The following is a 17,308-nucleotide window of genomic DNA, read 5'->3' as shown; positions in this document are numbered from 1 at the left end:
TAATCGCTATAAACGGAGGTGTTTAGAAGAGATGGTGGTAATCATTTTGTTAAAAATTTTCGCAATATATTTACATTTTATTGTAAATTATAATATATATGATAATCTAATCAAAATAATTTATTAAATACATTTAGGAGGAGAAAACTATGCAACGTCTGGTGTTAATCGTCTTAATGGTCATTATGTCGGCCCTGCCGGCGGCTGGCGCGACGGTGATTGTCGATGGTGCATCCAACACCTTTCTGCTCGGGGAAACCCCAAGTCCCAGCTCTCCGGTCTGCGTAGACGTAACTCCCTATGACCCAGGTTCCCGTCTAAGATTTTTCGCGGACGGGTCAGTCCGAACGGTAATTGGCGGACCTGAGTACGGGCCTGACGGCGCTTCCACAAATAATGTTTATTCCTACACCCCAAACACCGAAAACCTTTCTGCTATAGTCGCCCCTTGGGGTTCCCTGGTGGGAGTTTTTGTGGACAGCGTTGCCTCACCCGTGCCACCGGCCTTGGACTACTGGACCGATCCCAACAGCCGCAATTTCGCCACTCAATCTCCCCCCCTCCAACAGACCTTTTTCATCGGGGACGGCACCAGCAATACCCTTCTGTTTCAGGAGACGGTCGTGCCTGCGGGGGCAAGGTGCCTTTATCTGGGGGTTGCAGATTCCCAAGGGAGTTGGAGTGACAATACGGGGTCGTTTACCGTAGACGTTACTGCAGTACCGGTGCCCGGCGCCGTGTTGCTTCTTGGTTCCGGACTGGTGGGTCTGGTCGGGCTGAGGCGGAGATTTTATTGAGAAGTTTCTCTTTTTACCCTCGGCAAGGTAGGTGCCGGTAGAACCCCTTTTGTATTGCTAACCAAATTTGCAATAGAACTGCGCCGCGAATCAGAGATTTGACCGATAAGAGTCTTATACCAAGTTGCGTCCATAGAAGTAAAAATAGCTTCGGTTTTGTAGGATCGTACCTGCATGTTCGGCCACCATGAGGGCGGACACATAGGTCCGCCCCTACAAAAACAAAATTACCTGTATGAGCGCAACTTGGTATTATCCGCCGCCGCAGCCCAAAAAAAGGGCGGACCCATCAGGTCCGCCCTTGAGCTTTGCCTTTAGCCTATTCCCAGGCGTCTTCGATCTTGGTGAGGACCGCCAGCTTGACGGCCTGGACCTTGCGGTAGACCTGATCCGGAGCTAGCAGCATTCCTTCCACCGTCAGAAGGTCCTCGTCGATGGAGATATCAAAGAGGCGCTCGTTCTCTTGGAGGTAAGGCAGGATGAGCTGCCAGTCGGCGTCCGTCAGCGGCACGATCTCCCCGCCGTTTAGTTGTTCGTCCACTACCTGATTGTAGGGGTCCCGGATGTAGAGAGCGCCCCCTGAAGCCAGGGAAAAGAGGTTGCCGCCGGGATAGGGGTTGCGCTGGGGGCGGATGTGGCCCCGGGTGTCATACTCCAGACCGTTGACGATGATAAAACCGCCGCCGGCAAAGGGATCGCCGGCCATGAAGGATTCGGCCAAAAAGTCCAGGGCGGTGCCGTTGATCACCGCCCGGGGGCGGCCCACCGCGTTGATAAAGGGCCGGCCGGCAGCGTTGCCCATGATGTAGACATCCCCGCCCTTGGCGCCGTACATGAAGGTCTGACCCACGTCGCCGTAGACCACCAGCTTGCCCCGCTTCATGATCTGCCCCAACTGGTCTTGGGCGTTACCGTGGATATAGATGGCCATGCCGTCGATGCCCGAGGCCAAATAGTCCCCGGTGCTGCCGTACGCGTCTATGCGAACCTCGTCGGTGTCGGCCCCGAAGCCGCAGCCCACGAAGCGCTGACCCTTGGAACCGTAAGTGAGGAACTGCCGCCAGCCCAGCTCGAAGGCCCGGCACAGGAAGCGGGCATCGCAGTCGTCACCTTCCGGCTGAAAGCCTTGGGCATCCAGGACCAGCACCGCGTCGTCCCGAGGCGGAGCGCTCAAACGTTGCCGGGTTTCGAAATCGATCCAGCGGTAGCGGCTGTCATGGGGCTCACCCAGAGGAGGCGTGGCCTGAAAGATCTTGAGTAGGGACTCGTTGATCAGGTGTAGCAAGTGGCTCCGTTTCTTGTCCCCCGGGTCATAGCGCCGGTCCAGCAGCAGGGTCAGGCCGTTGATGGCCGCGGCCTTGGAGTCATCCCCGAGTTTTGCCTGGGCCACCGTTATTTCCAGGGCTTCCCGGAAATCGGCATATGACCACATGGGGGCGCGTCCTTCAACCCAATGGAAGAGTTTTTTGCCGCTGCCATCTTCCAGGTTAGCCTTGATGAGCCGGGTTAATTCCGAGTCGTCACTGACGTTGATCTCGAGCCTGGTGCCATCCCAGGGCCGCTGATGCCAGGGCACGGTTTTGGGCTTGCCGAACTTGTCGTGGCAACTGAGGGCCATATGGCCGTTCTGGCTTTCCAGGGAGAAGGTGAAGGAACCGCCGTCGGTGGCGCTGCCGCCCCGGGCGTTCCAATAGAGGTCGGCCACGGGACAGAACCGCGGGTCTTCCGCCGCCAGACTTTCCAAGGTGGCGTCAATGGCCTGCTTCTCGGAGCAGACCAGGCCGATCTGCACCTCGCCGTCATGCAGGGCAAAGACCTGGGGCCGGAGCATGGAGGTGTCGGTAATGCCGATAAGTTCGAAGCGTTTCCGGTCGGGGTCGTTCCTCGCGATGATGAAGAACCAGGGGCCATCCGGGGAGCCGTGGATATTGGTGGTCTGGAGATGGCGGTAAATTTTCTGGCGCTCCGGATCCAGGAGGTCGAAGTCCCGCTCCGTAGTGGGGGCCATGGACTCGATCACATACTCCAGGGGGTAGCCATAGAGCCGATGCCAGAGGTCGAAGGTCAACACCGCCACTTCGGTGTCCGTCAGGAACTGGGGATAGAAGTGGCGCTGGCTTAAGTATTCGCTCACGGAATAGTAGTTGGCGAAGTCGCCGTTGTGCACCAACGCGGTGTTGAGCGCCGCAAAGGGGTGGGCGCCGCCGGGGTGCCACACCCGGCCCCGGGTGGGGTAGCGCTGGTGAGCGATCCAGATGTGGGCCTTGAAATCCAGAAGATCGTAATAGAGGGCGGCTTCTTCGGCGTACCCCACGACCTTGATGATCATCATGTTGCGGCCTTGGGAGAGCACAAAGGCCTTTTTTTCGCCCAGGGAGGCGTAATAGGCCTCGTTCAGCTTGTAACAATTCTGGGCGACGAATTCGTCTTCCACCTTGCGCCAGGGGACTTCATAAAGCCGGTGGCGCTGCATAAAATGCTGCAGCGCCTCGGGCCTCACCCGCACAAAGTATTGCCAGACCTCCGGGGGCTTGACCATGAGGCCCGGCAAATCCCGCCAGTCTTTGATGGTGGGTTGGTGCCGGGCGTGGCTTACCTTAAAGACCGCGTCAATAAACCGGGCTTCCACCTGGTGCCGGGCCTCGGCGTCCAGGTAGGCGATCTGAATCAGGTAATCCTCATCCAGAGTTTCCTGGGAGACTCCCAAAGCGTCGGCATCCAGGCCCACCGCGGCAATACCGCCACCTTTGCCGTTGCCCCGGTTGTGCATCTGCACCGAGGGCTGAAAGATATGACGGCCGGCCACCGGGACATTAGCGGCAAAGCCGGTGACCCCGCAACCACCTTCGTCCGCGGCCTTTTGGATGCGGCCATCAGGATACGGGTTGGTGAAATCGCGGCGGGTGTTGAGTAGGGCCAGGCCCGGATGGGTAAAATTAGGGATATTTTTCATAGGGTTCACCGATATATTTCAAAGTTCAAGGTTCAAAGTTCAAGGTTCAAAGTTAGGTGTTAAGAGTTTATTGAAATTTGCTGCCCTTCTTATCAGAGGCTTTCAGGTATCGCAGAAAGCCTGCGAGCAATCGGGAGGTCTCGTCGGACAGCGCCATAATCTGATTAATCTTTTCCAAAGGCAAAAATCCGGCATCCAATGCAACATAAAGCAAGGCTTTTACTTCACCCACGGAACCTTTGGCCATGGCCAAATATTGTCGAAATTCCTTATTGCCTTCGCGTTCAAAGCCTTCGGCAATATTAGCCATGATGGATACTGAGGCTCTACGGAACTGGTCTTTTAGGGAAAAGTCAGTGGCAAGTTTCCCTTGGGAAGTGAGCTCATAAATAGATTTGGTGAGCTCCCGGGCCTTTTTCCAGGCTTCAATATCCTCAAAGCGCTCGATTTTACTCATAGTTCAAAGTTCAAGGTTCAAAGTATTTAATTATCAGCCAATCAAATATCATTAATAATTAGGAGATTCATCATGATCTCTAATAATTTCTAATTCTATTGATATAGCCTCATGAATATCACCGATAAAGTTTTCAATCGAATTTATGACATCTGACAAATGACTTAAGTTTATGGAATCTAAACTTTCCAGAGCATCTGTTCCATTCCTTCGAACTGGATATCTGAAGTCAGTTGCCATAGGATCTACCTGGCAGAATTGACTAATATAATTGTCCATGGCCTCCAAGGGCTCTTTATCTCCTTCAGGCCACATTTGGTTTAAAATATTTTTACAATCATTCCACAACTCATCAAGTTTATGGCACTTAGAATAATCTTTTTTCATACTTAAAAGATCATAGCCATCTTTAATTATCATTTTTAATTGTAATTCGAGATAATGTCTGTAAAGAAAAACAATTGGAAAAACCAAAACATTAAGGTTTTTGCTGGTTTCCTTTACATGTTCGACTAAAATATCGGCTGCATCTTTATATCCAATTAGATAGTTCAACCACATATCTGTTTTCAATGGATATAAACAAGCATTATGCCAATCGCCAACTATTTCTTTGAATACTTGTTCACCTTTTTGGGGATATTCAAATGGATTATCCTCCATTTTAATTACCTCGCTAGTGGCCGCAGGCCGCCAACCTTGAACTTTGAACTTTGAACTTTCAACTTCTTCTCAAATCGTCATCCACCGGGCGGTCGAAGTAGTCCAGGTGGGCCAGGGTGTCGGTGCGGCCCACCAACTCCTTGATGCTTCTGAGCCCCAAGCGCCGCAAGATTTCCTTCAATTGCCAGGTCCAGGCGTAGTACAGGTTGCTGATGCGGTTGACTCCCCAGGCGACGGTCATCAGGTCCACCAGTTCCGGGTCGGTGGTGGCAATGCCCCGGGCGCAGCCCCGTCCGCTTTCACAGTTGTGGCAGCGCAGGCATTCCAGGGCCACCAGGTCGGCGGTGCCGATCTGCACCCCGTCGGCTCCCAGGGCAATGGCCTTGGCGATGTCGTAAGCATTGCGAATACCACCGGAGGCGATGAGGGTGACCTGGTCCCGGATGCCTTCAGCCTTAAGGAACTGATGCACCTTGGGGATGGCGTACTCCACCGGCATGGCGATGTTCTTTTTGGCGATGTCCGGCGCCGCGCCGGTGCCGCCGTAGCTGCCGTCCAACTGCACCACATGCGCCCCGGCGTAGTAACTGCCCACAGCCACCATATCCACGTCGGTGGGGGTGGAGACCTTTACGGACACCAGGGCCCGGGGGTTGATCTCCTTGATCCAGTCGATGTGCTTCTTGTGGTCTTCCACGGAATAGACGCTGTGGAAGGGAAACGGCGAAAACAGGGCGCTGCCCGTCACCGATTCCCGCATGCGGGCCACCGCGGGAGTGACCTTGTCCCCCAGAAGATGCCCGCCCAGACCCGGCTTGGCCCCCTGGGCATACTTGAATTCCACCATCCGCACTCGCTGGATGGTCTCCTCCCGGACGCCGAACAGTCCCGTGGCCACCTGGGTGACCATATTATTGTCGTAGGGGTACAGCGATTCATGGTAGCCCCCTTCGCCGGTGCTCACCATGGTGTTGTAGCGCACCGCGGCCTGGACTCGGGACAAAATGGTGTTGATGGACACCGACCCGAAGGACATGCCGCCCCCGTACCAGGGCACTCCCAGCTTGATCTGAGGCCGATTGTCGCCCCGGCGGTTGATTTCCACTTCCAGGGAGATGTCGTCGTGACTCAACTGGAAGTCGGGCCGGGCCTTGGGGAACAGGAAGCGTAGCTGGTCAAAGCCGCCGCCTGAGCCCCCCAGGCGGTATTCCAGGTCAATGTGGGACAGGGTGCCATTCTCCGCCTGCCACCAGTTGCTCAGGAGCAGGTCCGGGGTCCAACGGCTGTCGCCCAGGGTGCTGTAAACCGGATGGATGCTGACCTTAAGGGCCTGGACGGGGCACTGCTTCACGCAGTAAAAATCATTGTTCTGGCAGGTCGTCCCCAGGCAGCGATAGCTCTTGGGCTTGCGGATATATTTTCCGGCCTTGGAGTGCACCCCGAAAGGACAGACTTCGACGCAACGGCCGCACTTGATGCACTTGGATTCGTCGCGCCAGACCCGATACTTGCTCAAGGCATTCTTGAACCGGGACGGAGTGGTCACCGGCTCCCAGGGTTGCCCTGGGCTCCAGGATTCGATGGGAATTACTTTCTTTGGTTGTGCCATGGCTTATATCAATCTCTCAGTCTGAGTTTGCCGTATCCAACAGGATAAAACTTGGGTCTTGTTTTTAACCGGTGGGGAAGGCCTCCGTACCTGCCTTAAAGGATGGCGGGCGAGGACGCCCGCCCCACCAGCGGGGATGCCCGCCCCACCAGCAGAGACGCCTCCCACCATAGTTTTTACTCCCCCACGCGACGGGCCTCGCCTTCCGGGCGGGCGAACAGGGGCGCAAAAATTTCTTTATCCAGATCTTCCTTGAACATGGCCCGGCCCACTTCGCCCCGCAGACGCCGCACCTCACGCATGCCCATGGCGCCCAGGATCTCCAGCAACTGGTTGTTCCAGGCGCCCACCAGGTTCACCATGCGCTGGGAGCCCCGTTTGACGTTGAGTTTCTCCAACTCAATCGGGCAGGGGTTTTTCTGGCCGCTGAGACACTCCTTGCACATACGGCACTCCAGCGACAGGAGCAAAGGAACATCGGCGATGATGCCGTCAGCGCCGCAGATGATGGCCTTGGCCACATGTTCGGCCAAAGCGATGCCGCCGCTGGCCAGCAATGTGACCGCGTCCCTGAGCTGCTTCTCCACCAGCTTCAGGTGACAACGGCGGATCAGGTCCTTAAGATGCAGTTCGGCGTCGTTTCCCAGCCCCCGGGCTTTTTCGGTGCCCGCCAGGTGGATGACCCCGGCTCCCGCCGCGGTCAGGGCCGCCACCCGGTCCGCGGCCAGGTGATCGGCGGGCACTTTGATCCAGACAATCACCAGGGGATAACGGGCCTTAACGGCCTCCATCTGTTTGATGACCCCCGGGTGGTCGGTAAGCTCCACGGCGCGTACATCAGCCAGGAGCGGGTCATCCAGGTCGAGATGAGTGGCGGGGTACAGCGGCACCAGAGAAACGGCCGAATCCAGCAACTCGGGTGCGATAGCTTTCCGTTCCAGGATCACCACGGTCCCCAGGGCCTGGGCCGCTTTCGCGAGAATCTGGCGCAGGCGTTCCGGGTCAGCTCCCGCCTTTGGTTCCGCCAGGACCACGGGCAGAGGCAGTTCCATCAACGGGGCCGGCTCGAAAAGCAGTTCCTGCTGCTCGTCGAAAATCAGAAACATGGGCTTGCGGCCCAGGTCGATGGAAGTGCTGATGTATTCCCGGCCATGAATGCCGTCCCGGGTAGGCCGAACGATTTCCGACATGTCGGTCCACAGGGAGTCGAAGCCTTCGCCCGCAAAGACGCCGCCATAGCCGGCGCCGGAAACCGGAATCTTGCCCGTTTCCGCCTGGTACCAGGTGGTGCCGATGATCTCCGGGGTGTAGTAGTCATCGCCCAAGTGGTGGTACTGGGGGTTTAAGGCCTTGAAGACCAGCTCCCGGGGGCAGCCCTGGACGCAGCGGTAGCAGCTCCGGCACATCTCGTCGATGGTGTCCACAAACTGCCGGCGGTCAAAATCCCGTTTCTTGTAAGCGTCAACCGGGCAGATCTGCTTGACGCAGCGCTCGCACCGCAAGCACCCTTCGTTCCAATCGATGATCGTGGTCTTGGCCGGGGGCGAGAAGCGGGGCGGCACCCCGCGTATAGGTATATGGTATTTGGCTGGCACTCGTTCCTCCTAAAACAACCGCAAATTCCTTAAAGAAAGGGCGAAAAGGGGAAAAGGCGAAAAGGCGAAAAGGGGGAAAAAGATGGGGATAATTTCCTTATGCCGAATTATCGTCTTATCCTTTTTTAACTCTGGTTATTGCGGCGAAAATGGATAATGAAATCGAGGTTTTTCCCTTTTCGCCTTTTACCCCTGCTTTTTCAACGGACTTGGTCCCAAGGCCTCGGCCTTTGCCTTAATTTCGGCTACCGCCGCGGCCAGGCCCGGAGCATCCCCGGGGACCACAACCGAGCGCCCCACCCGGTCGGCTTCCAGACCGATCTCTTCCAGGTAACGCTGGGTGTAGGCGATGCGGGTTCCCAAACGGTGGCTGCCCTCGTTGTAGCGGCAGAGGTCTTCAGCACAGCCGATGACCCATACCAGGTCCGCGGGGGCGGCCAGGGTCCGGAGCAATTGGAAGGCTTCGATCTTGCTGCTGCAGGGTTCGGGGAGGATCTGGAGACGGATATTTTCCTTGCCCCACTGGGTTCTCAAGAAGTCCGGGTTCGGGACGGCTTGCTGACAGGCGTAGATTACCACTTCTGTTGCCATAGACGCTAGGCCTCAAAAAGGCCGGCTGAAGCCCTGCCTGGCAAGGTGTAACCAGGCAAGAGCCCCGCGGCCTTTAAACAAAATTTATCCTAAACTAATATTATGCCATTCGGCTCTGATCCTTGCAACAAATTAAGACAATCCGCACAAGGATCAATGAGGTTTTTCCCCTGCGCCTAAGTTTTCCTGGGATGCTTTCTTTCGTCGATATCCCCGGGGTACATCACCGCCTCGTGACCGCGCTCCCGGGTGCGGATGCGGATGGCTTCCTCCACCGGAAACACGAAGATGAGCCCATCCCCGGTTTCGCCGGTTCCGGCAGCATCGAGAATGGTCTCGATGGTCTCCTCCAGGTTGTGTTCGCTCAAAATGATATTAAGCTGAATCTTGGTGAGCATGTCCACCTGATAACTGCCGGAACGGCCCACCAGGGTGATGCCTCCCTGGCGGCCGTGGCCGCGGATTTCAAAGACATTCAGGCCCACGATGCCGATCTCCCGCAGGGCCTCCTTGACGTCGGTGAGCTTGTCTTCCCGAATGATGGCTTCGATTTTCTTCAGCATGGCAATTATCCAATATGGGAGTAGGCGCGTTCGCCATGGGCGCTGATGTCCAGGCCCACTTCTTCTTCCATGGTCGTCACTCTGAGCCCGATGCTCATGTCCAGAACCTTGGCGATCACGTAGGTGACCCCGAAGGTGAAGACCATGGTCACCACCACGGCCAGGAACTGAATCCCCAACTGCTTGGGATTGCCGTAAAACAGGCCGTTGGCGCCGGCGCTGTTCATCTCCACCGTGGCAAACAACCCGGTGGCAATCATGCCCCAGGTGCTGGCCATGCCGTGGCAGGCCCAAACGTCCATGGACTCGTCCAGGTTGCGGTTCTGCCGGAAGCGGATAGCGTAATAACAGATGACCGCCGCCACCGCGCCGATGAGCATGGCCGCCATGGGGGAGACGAAGCCCGAGGCCGGGGTTACCGCGGCCAGGCCCACCACCATGCCGGTGGCGATCCCCAGGGTGCTGGGGCGGCCGTCCAGCCAGCCCAGGACCATCCACACCAAGCCCGCGGTGGCCGCCGAGGTGTTGGTGGTGAGCAGGGCATTGACCGCCACGCCGTTGGCTGCCAGAGCGCTGCCGGCGTTGAATCCGAACCAGCCTACCCACAAAAGGCCTGCTCCCAGGACGGTGAGGGGGATGTTATGGGGTTCCATGGGGATCTTGCCGAAGCCTTTGCGGGGACCGATAACCATGGCAAAGGCCAGAGCCGAATAACCTGCCGCGATGTGCACCACAGTGCCCCCGGCGAAATCCAGCGTACCCAGGGCGAGCAGCCAGCCGCCTTTGCCCCAGACCCAGTGAGCCAGGGGATCATAAACCAGGGTCATCCAGATGAGGCTGAAGATCAAAAAGGATTTAAAACGCACCCGTTCCACGAACGCTCCGGTGATCAGGGCCGGGGTGATCACCGCGAACATCATCTGGAAGGAAGCGAAGAGTCCGTGCGGAATGGTCTTGGCATAGTCCGGGTTGGGGATAGCCCCCACGCCGTTAAAGCCCAAAAAGTTTAATCCCCCGATCAAGCCGCCGATGTCCGCGCCGAAGGCCAGGGAGTAGCCGTACAGGACCCACTGGACCCCGGCCAGGGCCATGAAGATGTAGCTCAGGGTCAGGGTGGAAAGCAGGTTTTTCCGGCGCACCATCCCTCCGTAAAAGAGGGCCAGGGCCGGGGTCATCAGCAGGACCAAAGAGCAGCACACCAAAAGCCAGGCGGTATCGCCAGAGTTAAGGGCCCCCTCCATGCCAGTACTCCTTTCAATTTTGTGGGCGATGTAAACAAATGTAGCAATTTTGTATACATGCTAAAAAAGCGCATAAAAAGGCCGGGGGGAGGAAACCCCCTCCCCACAGCCTTACCGGATGAGCCGAACGCTATGAGCTTCAGCCGAGTGGTGAAACGGCGCTTAGCTTACAAGATCGGGAGATAACGCTCGATCTCGAAGTTGCTCACATGCATCCGATACGCATCCCATTCGATCTTTTTGTTTTCCAGGAACTTGGTGAAGATATGATCGCCCAGGGCTTCCTTGACCACGGCGCTCTTTTCCACTTCCTGGATGGCCTCGTTAAGGCTGCCGGGCAATTCCTGAATCCCATATTTTTCACGTTCGGCCTGGGAAAGGTGGTAGATATCCACTTCCACCGGATCAGCCAGCTTGTAATTCTCCTCGATGCCCTTGAGACCGGCGGCCAGCATCACCGCAAAGGCCAGGTAGGGGTTGCAGGCCGGGTCGGGGGCGCGGTATTCGCACCGGGTGGCGCCTTCTTTGCCGGGCTTGTACATGGGCACCCGCACCAGGGCGGAACGGTTGCGGCGGGACCAGGCTACGTACACCGGAGCTTCGTAACCGGGCACCAGGCGCTTGTAGGAATTGACCCACTGGCTGCAGATGCCGGTGATCTCCCGGGCGTGTTTCAAGAGGCCCGCGATATAGCTTTTGCCGATGGCCGAGAGGTTATATTGGTCATTGGCGTCGTGGAAGGAGTTTTTCTTGCCCGTAAACAGGGACTGGTGAGTGTGCATGCCGCTGCCGTTGATGCCGAAGATGGGCTTAGGCATGAACGTGGCATAGACCCCGTTGATCATGGCGATGGCCTTCACGGTGGCCTTCATGGTCATGGTCTTGTCGGCCATGAGCATGGCTTCGTCGTAGCGCATGTCGATTTCGTGCTGGGAAGCAGCCACTTCATGGTGGCTATATTCGATGCGTACGCCCATGCTCTCCAGACCGAAGATGGTGTGCCTTCTTAAGTCGTTGGCCATATCCAGAGGCGGGGCATCAAAATAGCCGCCCTGGTCCAGGACTTCGGTGCAAGTGTTGTTAGCGAAATAGAAAAACTCCAGTTCCGGGCCCAGGTAACTGGTGTAGCCTTTCTCTGCGGCCTTGGCCAGCATGCGTTTCAAGGCATAACGGGGATCGCCCGGATAAGGAGTGCCATCGGGTTGCAGGATGTCGCAAAACATCCGGGCCACGGGCTTCTCATCGGGACGCCAGGGCAGGATCTGGAAGGTGGTGGGGTCCGGCTTGGCGATCATGTCGCTTTCTTCAATGCGGGAAAATCCCTCAATGGAGGACCCGTCAAACCCCATACCCTCGGACATGGCCTCTTCCAACTCGGAAGGGCGAATGGAAAAGCTTTTTAATACTCCCAGGATGTCGGTAAACCAGATCTGGATAAAGCTTACTTCTTTATCCCGGACAACTTTGAAAACATCCTCTGCGGTTTGGCAGGTTTGGCAATGCACGGTCTTCCTCCTGAACGGTAATTTAGACTCCTAAAAGCAACTATTATACCAATGTAGAAATTAAGTAATATCAAAAACTTAAATGTCAAGGTACTTACATTTTTGTCAATTTATCAAAAAAAATACCGACAAGTTTGTTAAGAATCTGCCCGAGCGGGAGCTTCAAGATCTCCTGTTCTGAGGTATGATCCGGATTTCAGGGGATTTGGGCTGAGGTGGAATGGCAGGCAAAACCGAAATTGTGCGGGAGAATTTCATCAAAACGGGGGCGCTCGCCACTTCAAAAATCCCCTCCTTATAGCGGTCCTTCATCGAAATGGTGGAGGCCTTTACTCCTATGCTAATGGACGCTAATTTCCAAGGAAAGATCAATGTGAATTGGAATCACACCGAAAACCAGCGCAATTGCAGGACGGTCCTCCTACAGAGGCCGCAGCGGGCGAGGCAGGTTTGCGGCGGGTCATCCACCACCAAGCGCCGGCTATGGAGAGTGTGGTGACCACGGCCACCAGAGGCTTGGCCAGGGGGAGAAACCCGGCACCGAACAGGCTCAGGTAAACCACCAGCATGGGGGAGCCGCAGCACCCCACCAAAAAGCACCCCGCCAGGGCCAGGAAGCCCGAGAGGGTCACCCCGCCGAAAGCCAGGGTTTTGGCGGAGCAGAAGCGCTCTTCCCGATAACGGCGCAGGGCCGCGGCGGTAAAGGCCAGGGATAGGGCATAGGAGTAACCCAGCCAGTAGCCCTGGGTCTCCAGATAGCGATTCAGCCAGGAGTCATCGGATCCCGGCAGGGACGCCCACCGGGCCTGGGCAGGGTTAACTTCCGGAAACAAGCCTGACCATACATAGTGTGCCGCCGCCACCCCCAGAAAAATCCCCAGAGGCAGAAGAAAGCGCCGCAATTTCTGCCCAAACGCGGTCATGGACGGGTCACCTTCTTCAGCTTATCAGCCACAAACATGAGCTTGCCTTTGATCTCCTGGGCCTGCCCTTCGATACTTACCTGGTCACCTACCGCGGGCAATGGGCCGCGCCATTGCACCGGCAAGGTCAGTTGGGCGCAAGTGGTGACGCCGCAGGTCTGGAATTCACCGCTATCAATGAGGGAAATCGCCTGCTGCTCCGGGGTTACGGCGCTTACCACCCCTTCCAGGCTCACTTTTCCTCTGTAGCGGTCCGTATTCTTCATGAACTCATCGACGCTCAAGATAGCCTGGGGTGACGCGGCAGCCTCGCCCGCCTGGAGGCCGGGGCTGAAAACCAGTAAAAAAGCGAGTGCCAATGCGGTAACCGCGGCAACTATCAAAGACTTGGAACAGTCTTGCATTTATCGGCTCCTCATGGAAGGGATTTGGGTCTTGGTTTTGGCTTGGTGCGCAGCCGACCGGCTGCTTCTCAGGTCCCTCAGGCTCTGGCCTCATGGCAGGCAGGCCCGCAAGCGACGCTATCCAGGGTGAGGGGCGCAGCTAATTCAGGCGCGGCATCCTGGATGAATGGTTCACCGGAGCGCAGACTCTCCTCGGCCCGGGCCAGTTCCCGCCCCAGATAGGCGGCGTGGTCCAGGCGCGAGATTAATCCCCGGTCAATCGCCGGAATATAAAGCTCCGCGGCGCTGGCGCCCTCAATCACCGTATCCAGCACACCGTCATTGAGGTAATGCTCCAGGGAAAGCATCCCTCGGCTCCGGTCCACATAAATCACGAAGTAACCGGCCGGGTCGCTCACCATCCGGAAGGGCAGGTAGCCGGGGATCGGCGCCACGATGGGACTGGCGGCAAAGGGGCTGGCAGTCCCCGGATTCCGGGCGGCGCACCGCTCCGCCGCCGCAATCACCTTTCCGGCCTCGGTTTCCCTGATAAGGTCAACCACCTCCACCACTTCCAGGAAGTGGGCCACGGCTTCGGGGCTGATGTTTTTCAAAACTGGCCGCCGTCCCTGCGCTCCCACGATGCGCCTGCGCTCATCCAGCCCCTGCCGGGCTAATGCCACCAGCGATTGCCCCGGATAGTGCCCCACGGCTTGCTTGGAGTCGGGGCCGCAGACAATCACAAAACGTAGGTGGGGGTTGCCCAGAACATTCTGAATAAGGCGCTCGATGCCCAAGTTTTCGGTGTGCAAAGTCCCGACAATGGCGATTTCCGGCCCGGCCTTCCGAACCACCGCCGCCGCCAAGTCCTCAGCCGTGAGGCAGCATACGGCCACCGGAGCCTGATAGCGCAGTACCTGATAGGCACCGGCCAGAGGCGGCCACCCCCGGCGTTCTTCCACCTTTTCCGTTGGGCAGACCTCAAGGTCGGCCACGGCCTCGCCCAAAGCCCGGGTTAATGCGTTAACCACCAGAGGCGGGATGCAGACTTCGCACCCCAGACAGTCATATTGGCGCTCCACCAGACATAGCTGCGCGGCTTTCACCGTTTCCCGGAGTTCCTGTGGGCCTGCCTCCGCCGGAAAAGCCTGTTCCAGCGCCACGACAAGCTGCTGAAAGCAGCCGCAGGCCCGGCATTTCTCCGCGGCCATGGCCTCTTGCAAATACGTCAAGGCTTCCTTAAAAGCCGGCTCTTTTTCTCTGGATAAATTCATCTGGTTCTCGCTTTGGCATCTTCACTAAGACAGAAGCCATGGTCCAGGAGTTCGATGACGCACGGATCCACAATCCGATAATAGATGTTGTTGCCATTTCGCCGATATCCCAAAATACCTCGATCCGCCAAGCGGGTGAGCTGATTGGAGATGGCCTGGGGTTTCATAGCCAGAAGGTCCGACATTTCCGACACGCACATTTCTCCTGACCTCACCAGGGCGTGCAGTATCCTGAGGCGGGTATCATTGGCCAGCGTCTTAAAGATCGCCACCAATTCTCCCGCCTGCTTCGCGGTCAAGAGTTCCCTTTCCCCCAACGGAGGCTTGGGTAGGCAAGCGTTTAATGAAGGCTCTGGCTTCCTGGAAGTCATAGAATTATATTAATACATTGAATGGTGTATTTCAAGTGATAAAATTTCAAGAATCAACACCTGGTTTTGGCTCCTAAAAATGTGGCGGTGCTATGGTAATAGCGGGGCGGCCCCTATTTATGGGCGATCTAAACTGAGATAATATAGCGTTTGCCATCAATTTATGCCGCTGGCTGATTTTTAAATCCCCCTAAATCCAATGCTGTTCACTCAAGGCCGAGGCCCTGGTGAAAATTATCTCTTATTTCATTCTGAGGGAGCGAAGCGACCGAAGAATCTTACAACACGAGATGCTTCGCTGCGCTCAGCATGACAGGAAGAAGATAATAAAAATGTAGGGTGGGCACTGCCCACTGATTCCTTCGTAGGGCGGGAAAGCGCAGCGCATCCCGCCTCCCAATAACTGCTGTATCCACTATTAATGCGCCTTAGATCAGGTTTCAAGAAAGAAAAAGGGGGGGCCTGGGCCCACCCTCTTAAACGTTATGAAGAATGCTCCGTCAAGCCGCCCGGAAACGCTTGGATTCGATGGAGTAGTGCTTGATCTTGTATCCCAGGATCCGCAGGCTGGTATCCAGGATCTGGGCCGCCTGACTCTGGTTGCCCCGGGTCTGGCGCAAGGCCTCGGTAATGAGCTCCCGTTCCAGGTTTTCCACTTGGGCTGACAGACCCCGGCGGTCTCCCCCGGGCTCCTGACGTTGCAGGGTGGAAGGCAGATGAACGCTCAAGATGGTCTCCTCATCGCACACCAGCACCGCCCGTTCGATGATATTTTCCAGTTCCCGGACATTGCCGGGCCAGGGATATTGCATCAAGAGGTCCAGGGTCGGGGCCGACAGGCGCTTCACCGGTTTGCCGTGCTCTTCGGCAAACTTGTTCAGGAAGTGCTCTGACAGAAGCGGAATGTCGGCCATGCGCTCCCGCAAGGGGGGCAGGTAGATGGGAAAGACGTTGAGGCGGTAGTAGAGGTCTTCCCGGAAGACGCCGGTGGACACGGCCTGCTCCAGATCCCGGTGGGTGGCGGCCAGGAGGCGGATGTCGGCCTTTAAGGTGACTGTCCCGCCCAGGCGGGTGTACTCCCGCTCCTGGATGACCCGGAGCAGTTTGAGCTGCACGTTGGGACTGAGGTCGCCGATCTCATCCAGAAAAATCGTCCCCCCCTGGGCCAGTTCGAAGCGCCCCTGCTTGCGCTGCATGGCCCCGGTAAAGGCCCCCCGTTCATGCCCGAAGAGCTCGCTCTCCACCAGGGTTTCCGGCAGGGCCGCCAGGTTCACTTTGATAAAGGGCTTTTCGGTCCGTAGGGAATTGTAGTGCAGGGCCGAGGCTACCATCTCTTTGCCGGTGCCGGATTCGCCCCGGATCAGGATGGTGGCGTTGCTCTTGGCCACCCGTTCGATCATCTCGAACACCTGGCGCATGCGCCCGGAAGTGCCGATGATGTTGCCCATCTGGTAGCGTTCTTGCAGTTGCCCTTTGAGCTTCAGATTCTCGTTCTGGAGGCGTTCCTTCTCCCGGTCGATGAGCAGCAGGTTATTTACCGTCTGGGCGATGATGGAAGCGATGATGGTCAGCAGCCTCAGGTCCCGGTCCAGGTCCAGGTCCCGGTGGAGTTTATCCACGGACAGGGCGCCGATGGTTTTATAGTTGATCTTGATGGGCACGCACAAGAAGGAAAGTTCGTCCTTTTCCCGGGCGCCCCTGGACCGGGTCCGGTTCAAGAACAGCGGTTCCTGACTCACCCGGGGCACTATAGCGGGCTCGCCGGTCTCCACCACCCGGCCGGTGATCCCTTCCCCCAGCTTGTAACGTCCCCGCCGCCGGGCTTCCGCAGTGAGGCCGTGGGCCACCTCGATTTGCAGCTCCGAGGTTTCCGGATTAAGGATGGTGACGGTGCCCCGGCGCATGCCCATATTCTGAGCCAGGAGTTGAAGCACCTGTTGCAGGCTCCGGGGTAGGGGACCCAGGGCGCCCAAAGTTTCAGTAATCTCGTAGAGGAGGTTAAGGTCGTTCATAAGTTACCTCATTATCGGCCACAACTAATATATCGCACGCTAGTTTAGGCTCATTGCCAAAAGTTTTTTCTTATTAACCCCTCACCCTACCCTCTCCCACAAGGGGAGAGGAGAATTAGAGGAAAAAACTTTTGGCAAGCGCTATATGCTCGTATATTCCATTTTCGTATATTTTGCAATAAATTGCTAACATTAACTTACGAAATTGTGACCAATCAGCGCTCTCCAGGGGGGAACCGTCGAATAACCGGCCGGATTCTGGGGGCTTTTTCTTGACACTATCCTGATTTTTAGGTAGTTTTGACCAGTTTGAAACCATGGCGCGGTAATCGTAATCAGGTTTTCCCCACGTCTTTTACTCCGGTGATGTT

Annotated in this window: 15 protein-coding genes; 1 reads left to right on the top strand and 14 read right to left on the bottom strand. The window is 56.7% G+C overall.

The window, feature by feature from the left end; genetic code table 11:
• The first annotated feature begins 149 nt into the window (after positions 1 to 149).
• Positions 150 to 797, top strand: coding sequence for a PEP-CTERM sorting domain-containing protein (locus WC600_14510; GenBank protein ID MFA4903942.1), 648 nt, complete (start codon positions 150 to 152; stop codon positions 795 to 797).
• Positions 798 to 1,116: 319 nt separating this feature from the next.
• Here the strand turns inward: WC600_14510 and WC600_14505 are convergent, their stop codons facing one another.
• The 14 genes from WC600_14505 to WC600_14440 form a co-directional block, all read right to left on the bottom strand.
• Complete coding sequence (locus tag WC600_14505; GenBank protein ID MFA4903941.1) at positions 1,117 to 3,750, bottom strand: glutamate synthase; 2,634 nt, start codon at positions 3,748 to 3,750, stop codon at positions 1,117 to 1,119.
• A gap of 67 nt (positions 3,751 to 3,817) precedes the next feature.
• The gene (locus WC600_14500) at positions 3,818 to 4,207 is read right to left on the bottom strand and encodes a four helix bundle protein (GenBank protein ID MFA4903940.1); all 390 of its coding nucleotides are present in this window, start codon (positions 4,205 to 4,207) and stop codon (positions 3,818 to 3,820) included.
• 51 nt (positions 4,208 to 4,258) lie between these two features.
• Positions 4,259 to 4,870 carry a hypothetical protein gene (locus WC600_14495; GenBank protein MFA4903939.1) on the bottom strand — a complete coding sequence of 204 codons (612 nt, stop codon included), beginning with the start codon at positions 4,868 to 4,870 and terminating at the stop codon, positions 4,259 to 4,261.
• A gap of 58 nt (positions 4,871 to 4,928) precedes the next feature.
• The gene (locus WC600_14490) at positions 4,929 to 6,479 is read right to left on the bottom strand and encodes a glutamate synthase-related protein (GenBank protein ID MFA4903938.1); all 1,551 of its coding nucleotides are present in this window, start codon (positions 6,477 to 6,479) and stop codon (positions 4,929 to 4,931) included.
• Between the two features lie 176 nt (positions 6,480 to 6,655).
• On the bottom strand, positions 6,656 to 8,074 hold the full coding sequence (locus WC600_14485; GenBank protein ID MFA4903937.1) for a glutamate synthase-related protein: 1,419 nt from the start codon (positions 8,072 to 8,074) through the stop codon (positions 6,656 to 6,658).
• Between the two features lie 186 nt (positions 8,075 to 8,260).
• Positions 8,261 to 8,665, bottom strand: a complete 405-nt coding sequence (locus tag WC600_14480; protein MFA4903936.1) for a hydrogenase iron-sulfur subunit — start codon at positions 8,663 to 8,665, stop codon at positions 8,261 to 8,263.
• Positions 8,666 to 8,841: 176 nt separating this feature from the next.
• Positions 8,842 to 9,228 carry a P-II family nitrogen regulator gene (locus WC600_14475; GenBank protein ID MFA4903935.1) on the bottom strand — a complete coding sequence of 129 codons (387 nt, stop codon included), beginning with the start codon at positions 9,226 to 9,228 and terminating at the stop codon, positions 8,842 to 8,844.
• Positions 9,229 to 9,233: 5 nt separating this feature from the next.
• Positions 9,234 to 10,469, bottom strand: a complete 1,236-nt coding sequence (locus WC600_14470; protein MFA4903934.1) for an ammonium transporter — start codon at positions 10,467 to 10,469, stop codon at positions 9,234 to 9,236.
• A gap of 167 nt (positions 10,470 to 10,636) precedes the next feature.
• The gene (locus tag WC600_14465) at positions 10,637 to 11,974 is read right to left on the bottom strand and encodes a glutamine synthetase family protein (GenBank protein MFA4903933.1); all 1,338 of its coding nucleotides are present in this window, start codon (positions 11,972 to 11,974) and stop codon (positions 10,637 to 10,639) included.
• Between the two features lie 368 nt (positions 11,975 to 12,342).
• Positions 12,343 to 12,897 (bottom strand): hypothetical protein, encoded by a 555-nt coding sequence (locus WC600_14460; protein ID MFA4903932.1) that lies wholly within the window; start codon positions 12,895 to 12,897, stop codon positions 12,343 to 12,345.
• Entirely contained in the window at positions 12,894 to 13,301 is a 408-nt protein-coding gene (locus WC600_14455; protein MFA4903931.1) for a hypothetical protein, read from the bottom strand. Before WC600_14455 ends, WC600_14460 begins: the two co-directional genes overlap by 4 nt.
• A 77-nt stretch (positions 13,302 to 13,378) precedes the next feature.
• Positions 13,379 to 14,554, bottom strand: a complete 1,176-nt coding sequence (locus WC600_14450) for a DUF4346 domain-containing protein (protein ID MFA4903930.1) — start codon at positions 14,552 to 14,554, stop codon at positions 13,379 to 13,381.
• Positions 14,551 to 14,853, bottom strand: a complete 303-nt coding sequence (locus WC600_14445; GenBank protein ID MFA4903929.1) for a metalloregulator ArsR/SmtB family transcription factor — start codon at positions 14,851 to 14,853, stop codon at positions 14,551 to 14,553. Before WC600_14445 ends, WC600_14450 begins: the two co-directional genes overlap by 4 nt.
• A gap of 572 nt (positions 14,854 to 15,425) precedes the next feature.
• Positions 15,426 to 16,937: a sigma 54-interacting transcriptional regulator gene (locus WC600_14440; protein ID MFA4903928.1), complete on the bottom strand. Its 1,512-nt coding sequence runs from the start codon at positions 16,935 to 16,937 to the stop codon at positions 15,426 to 15,428.
• Positions 16,938 to 17,308: the final 371 nt, after the last annotated feature.

The sequence above is a fragment of the Desulfobaccales bacterium genome (genome assembly GCA_041648175.1).
Classification (GTDB): Bacteria; Desulfobacterota; Desulfobaccia; order Desulfobaccales; family 0-14-0-80-60-11; genus 0-14-0-80-60-11.
This window is presented reverse-complemented; position numbering and strand designations above follow the sequence as displayed.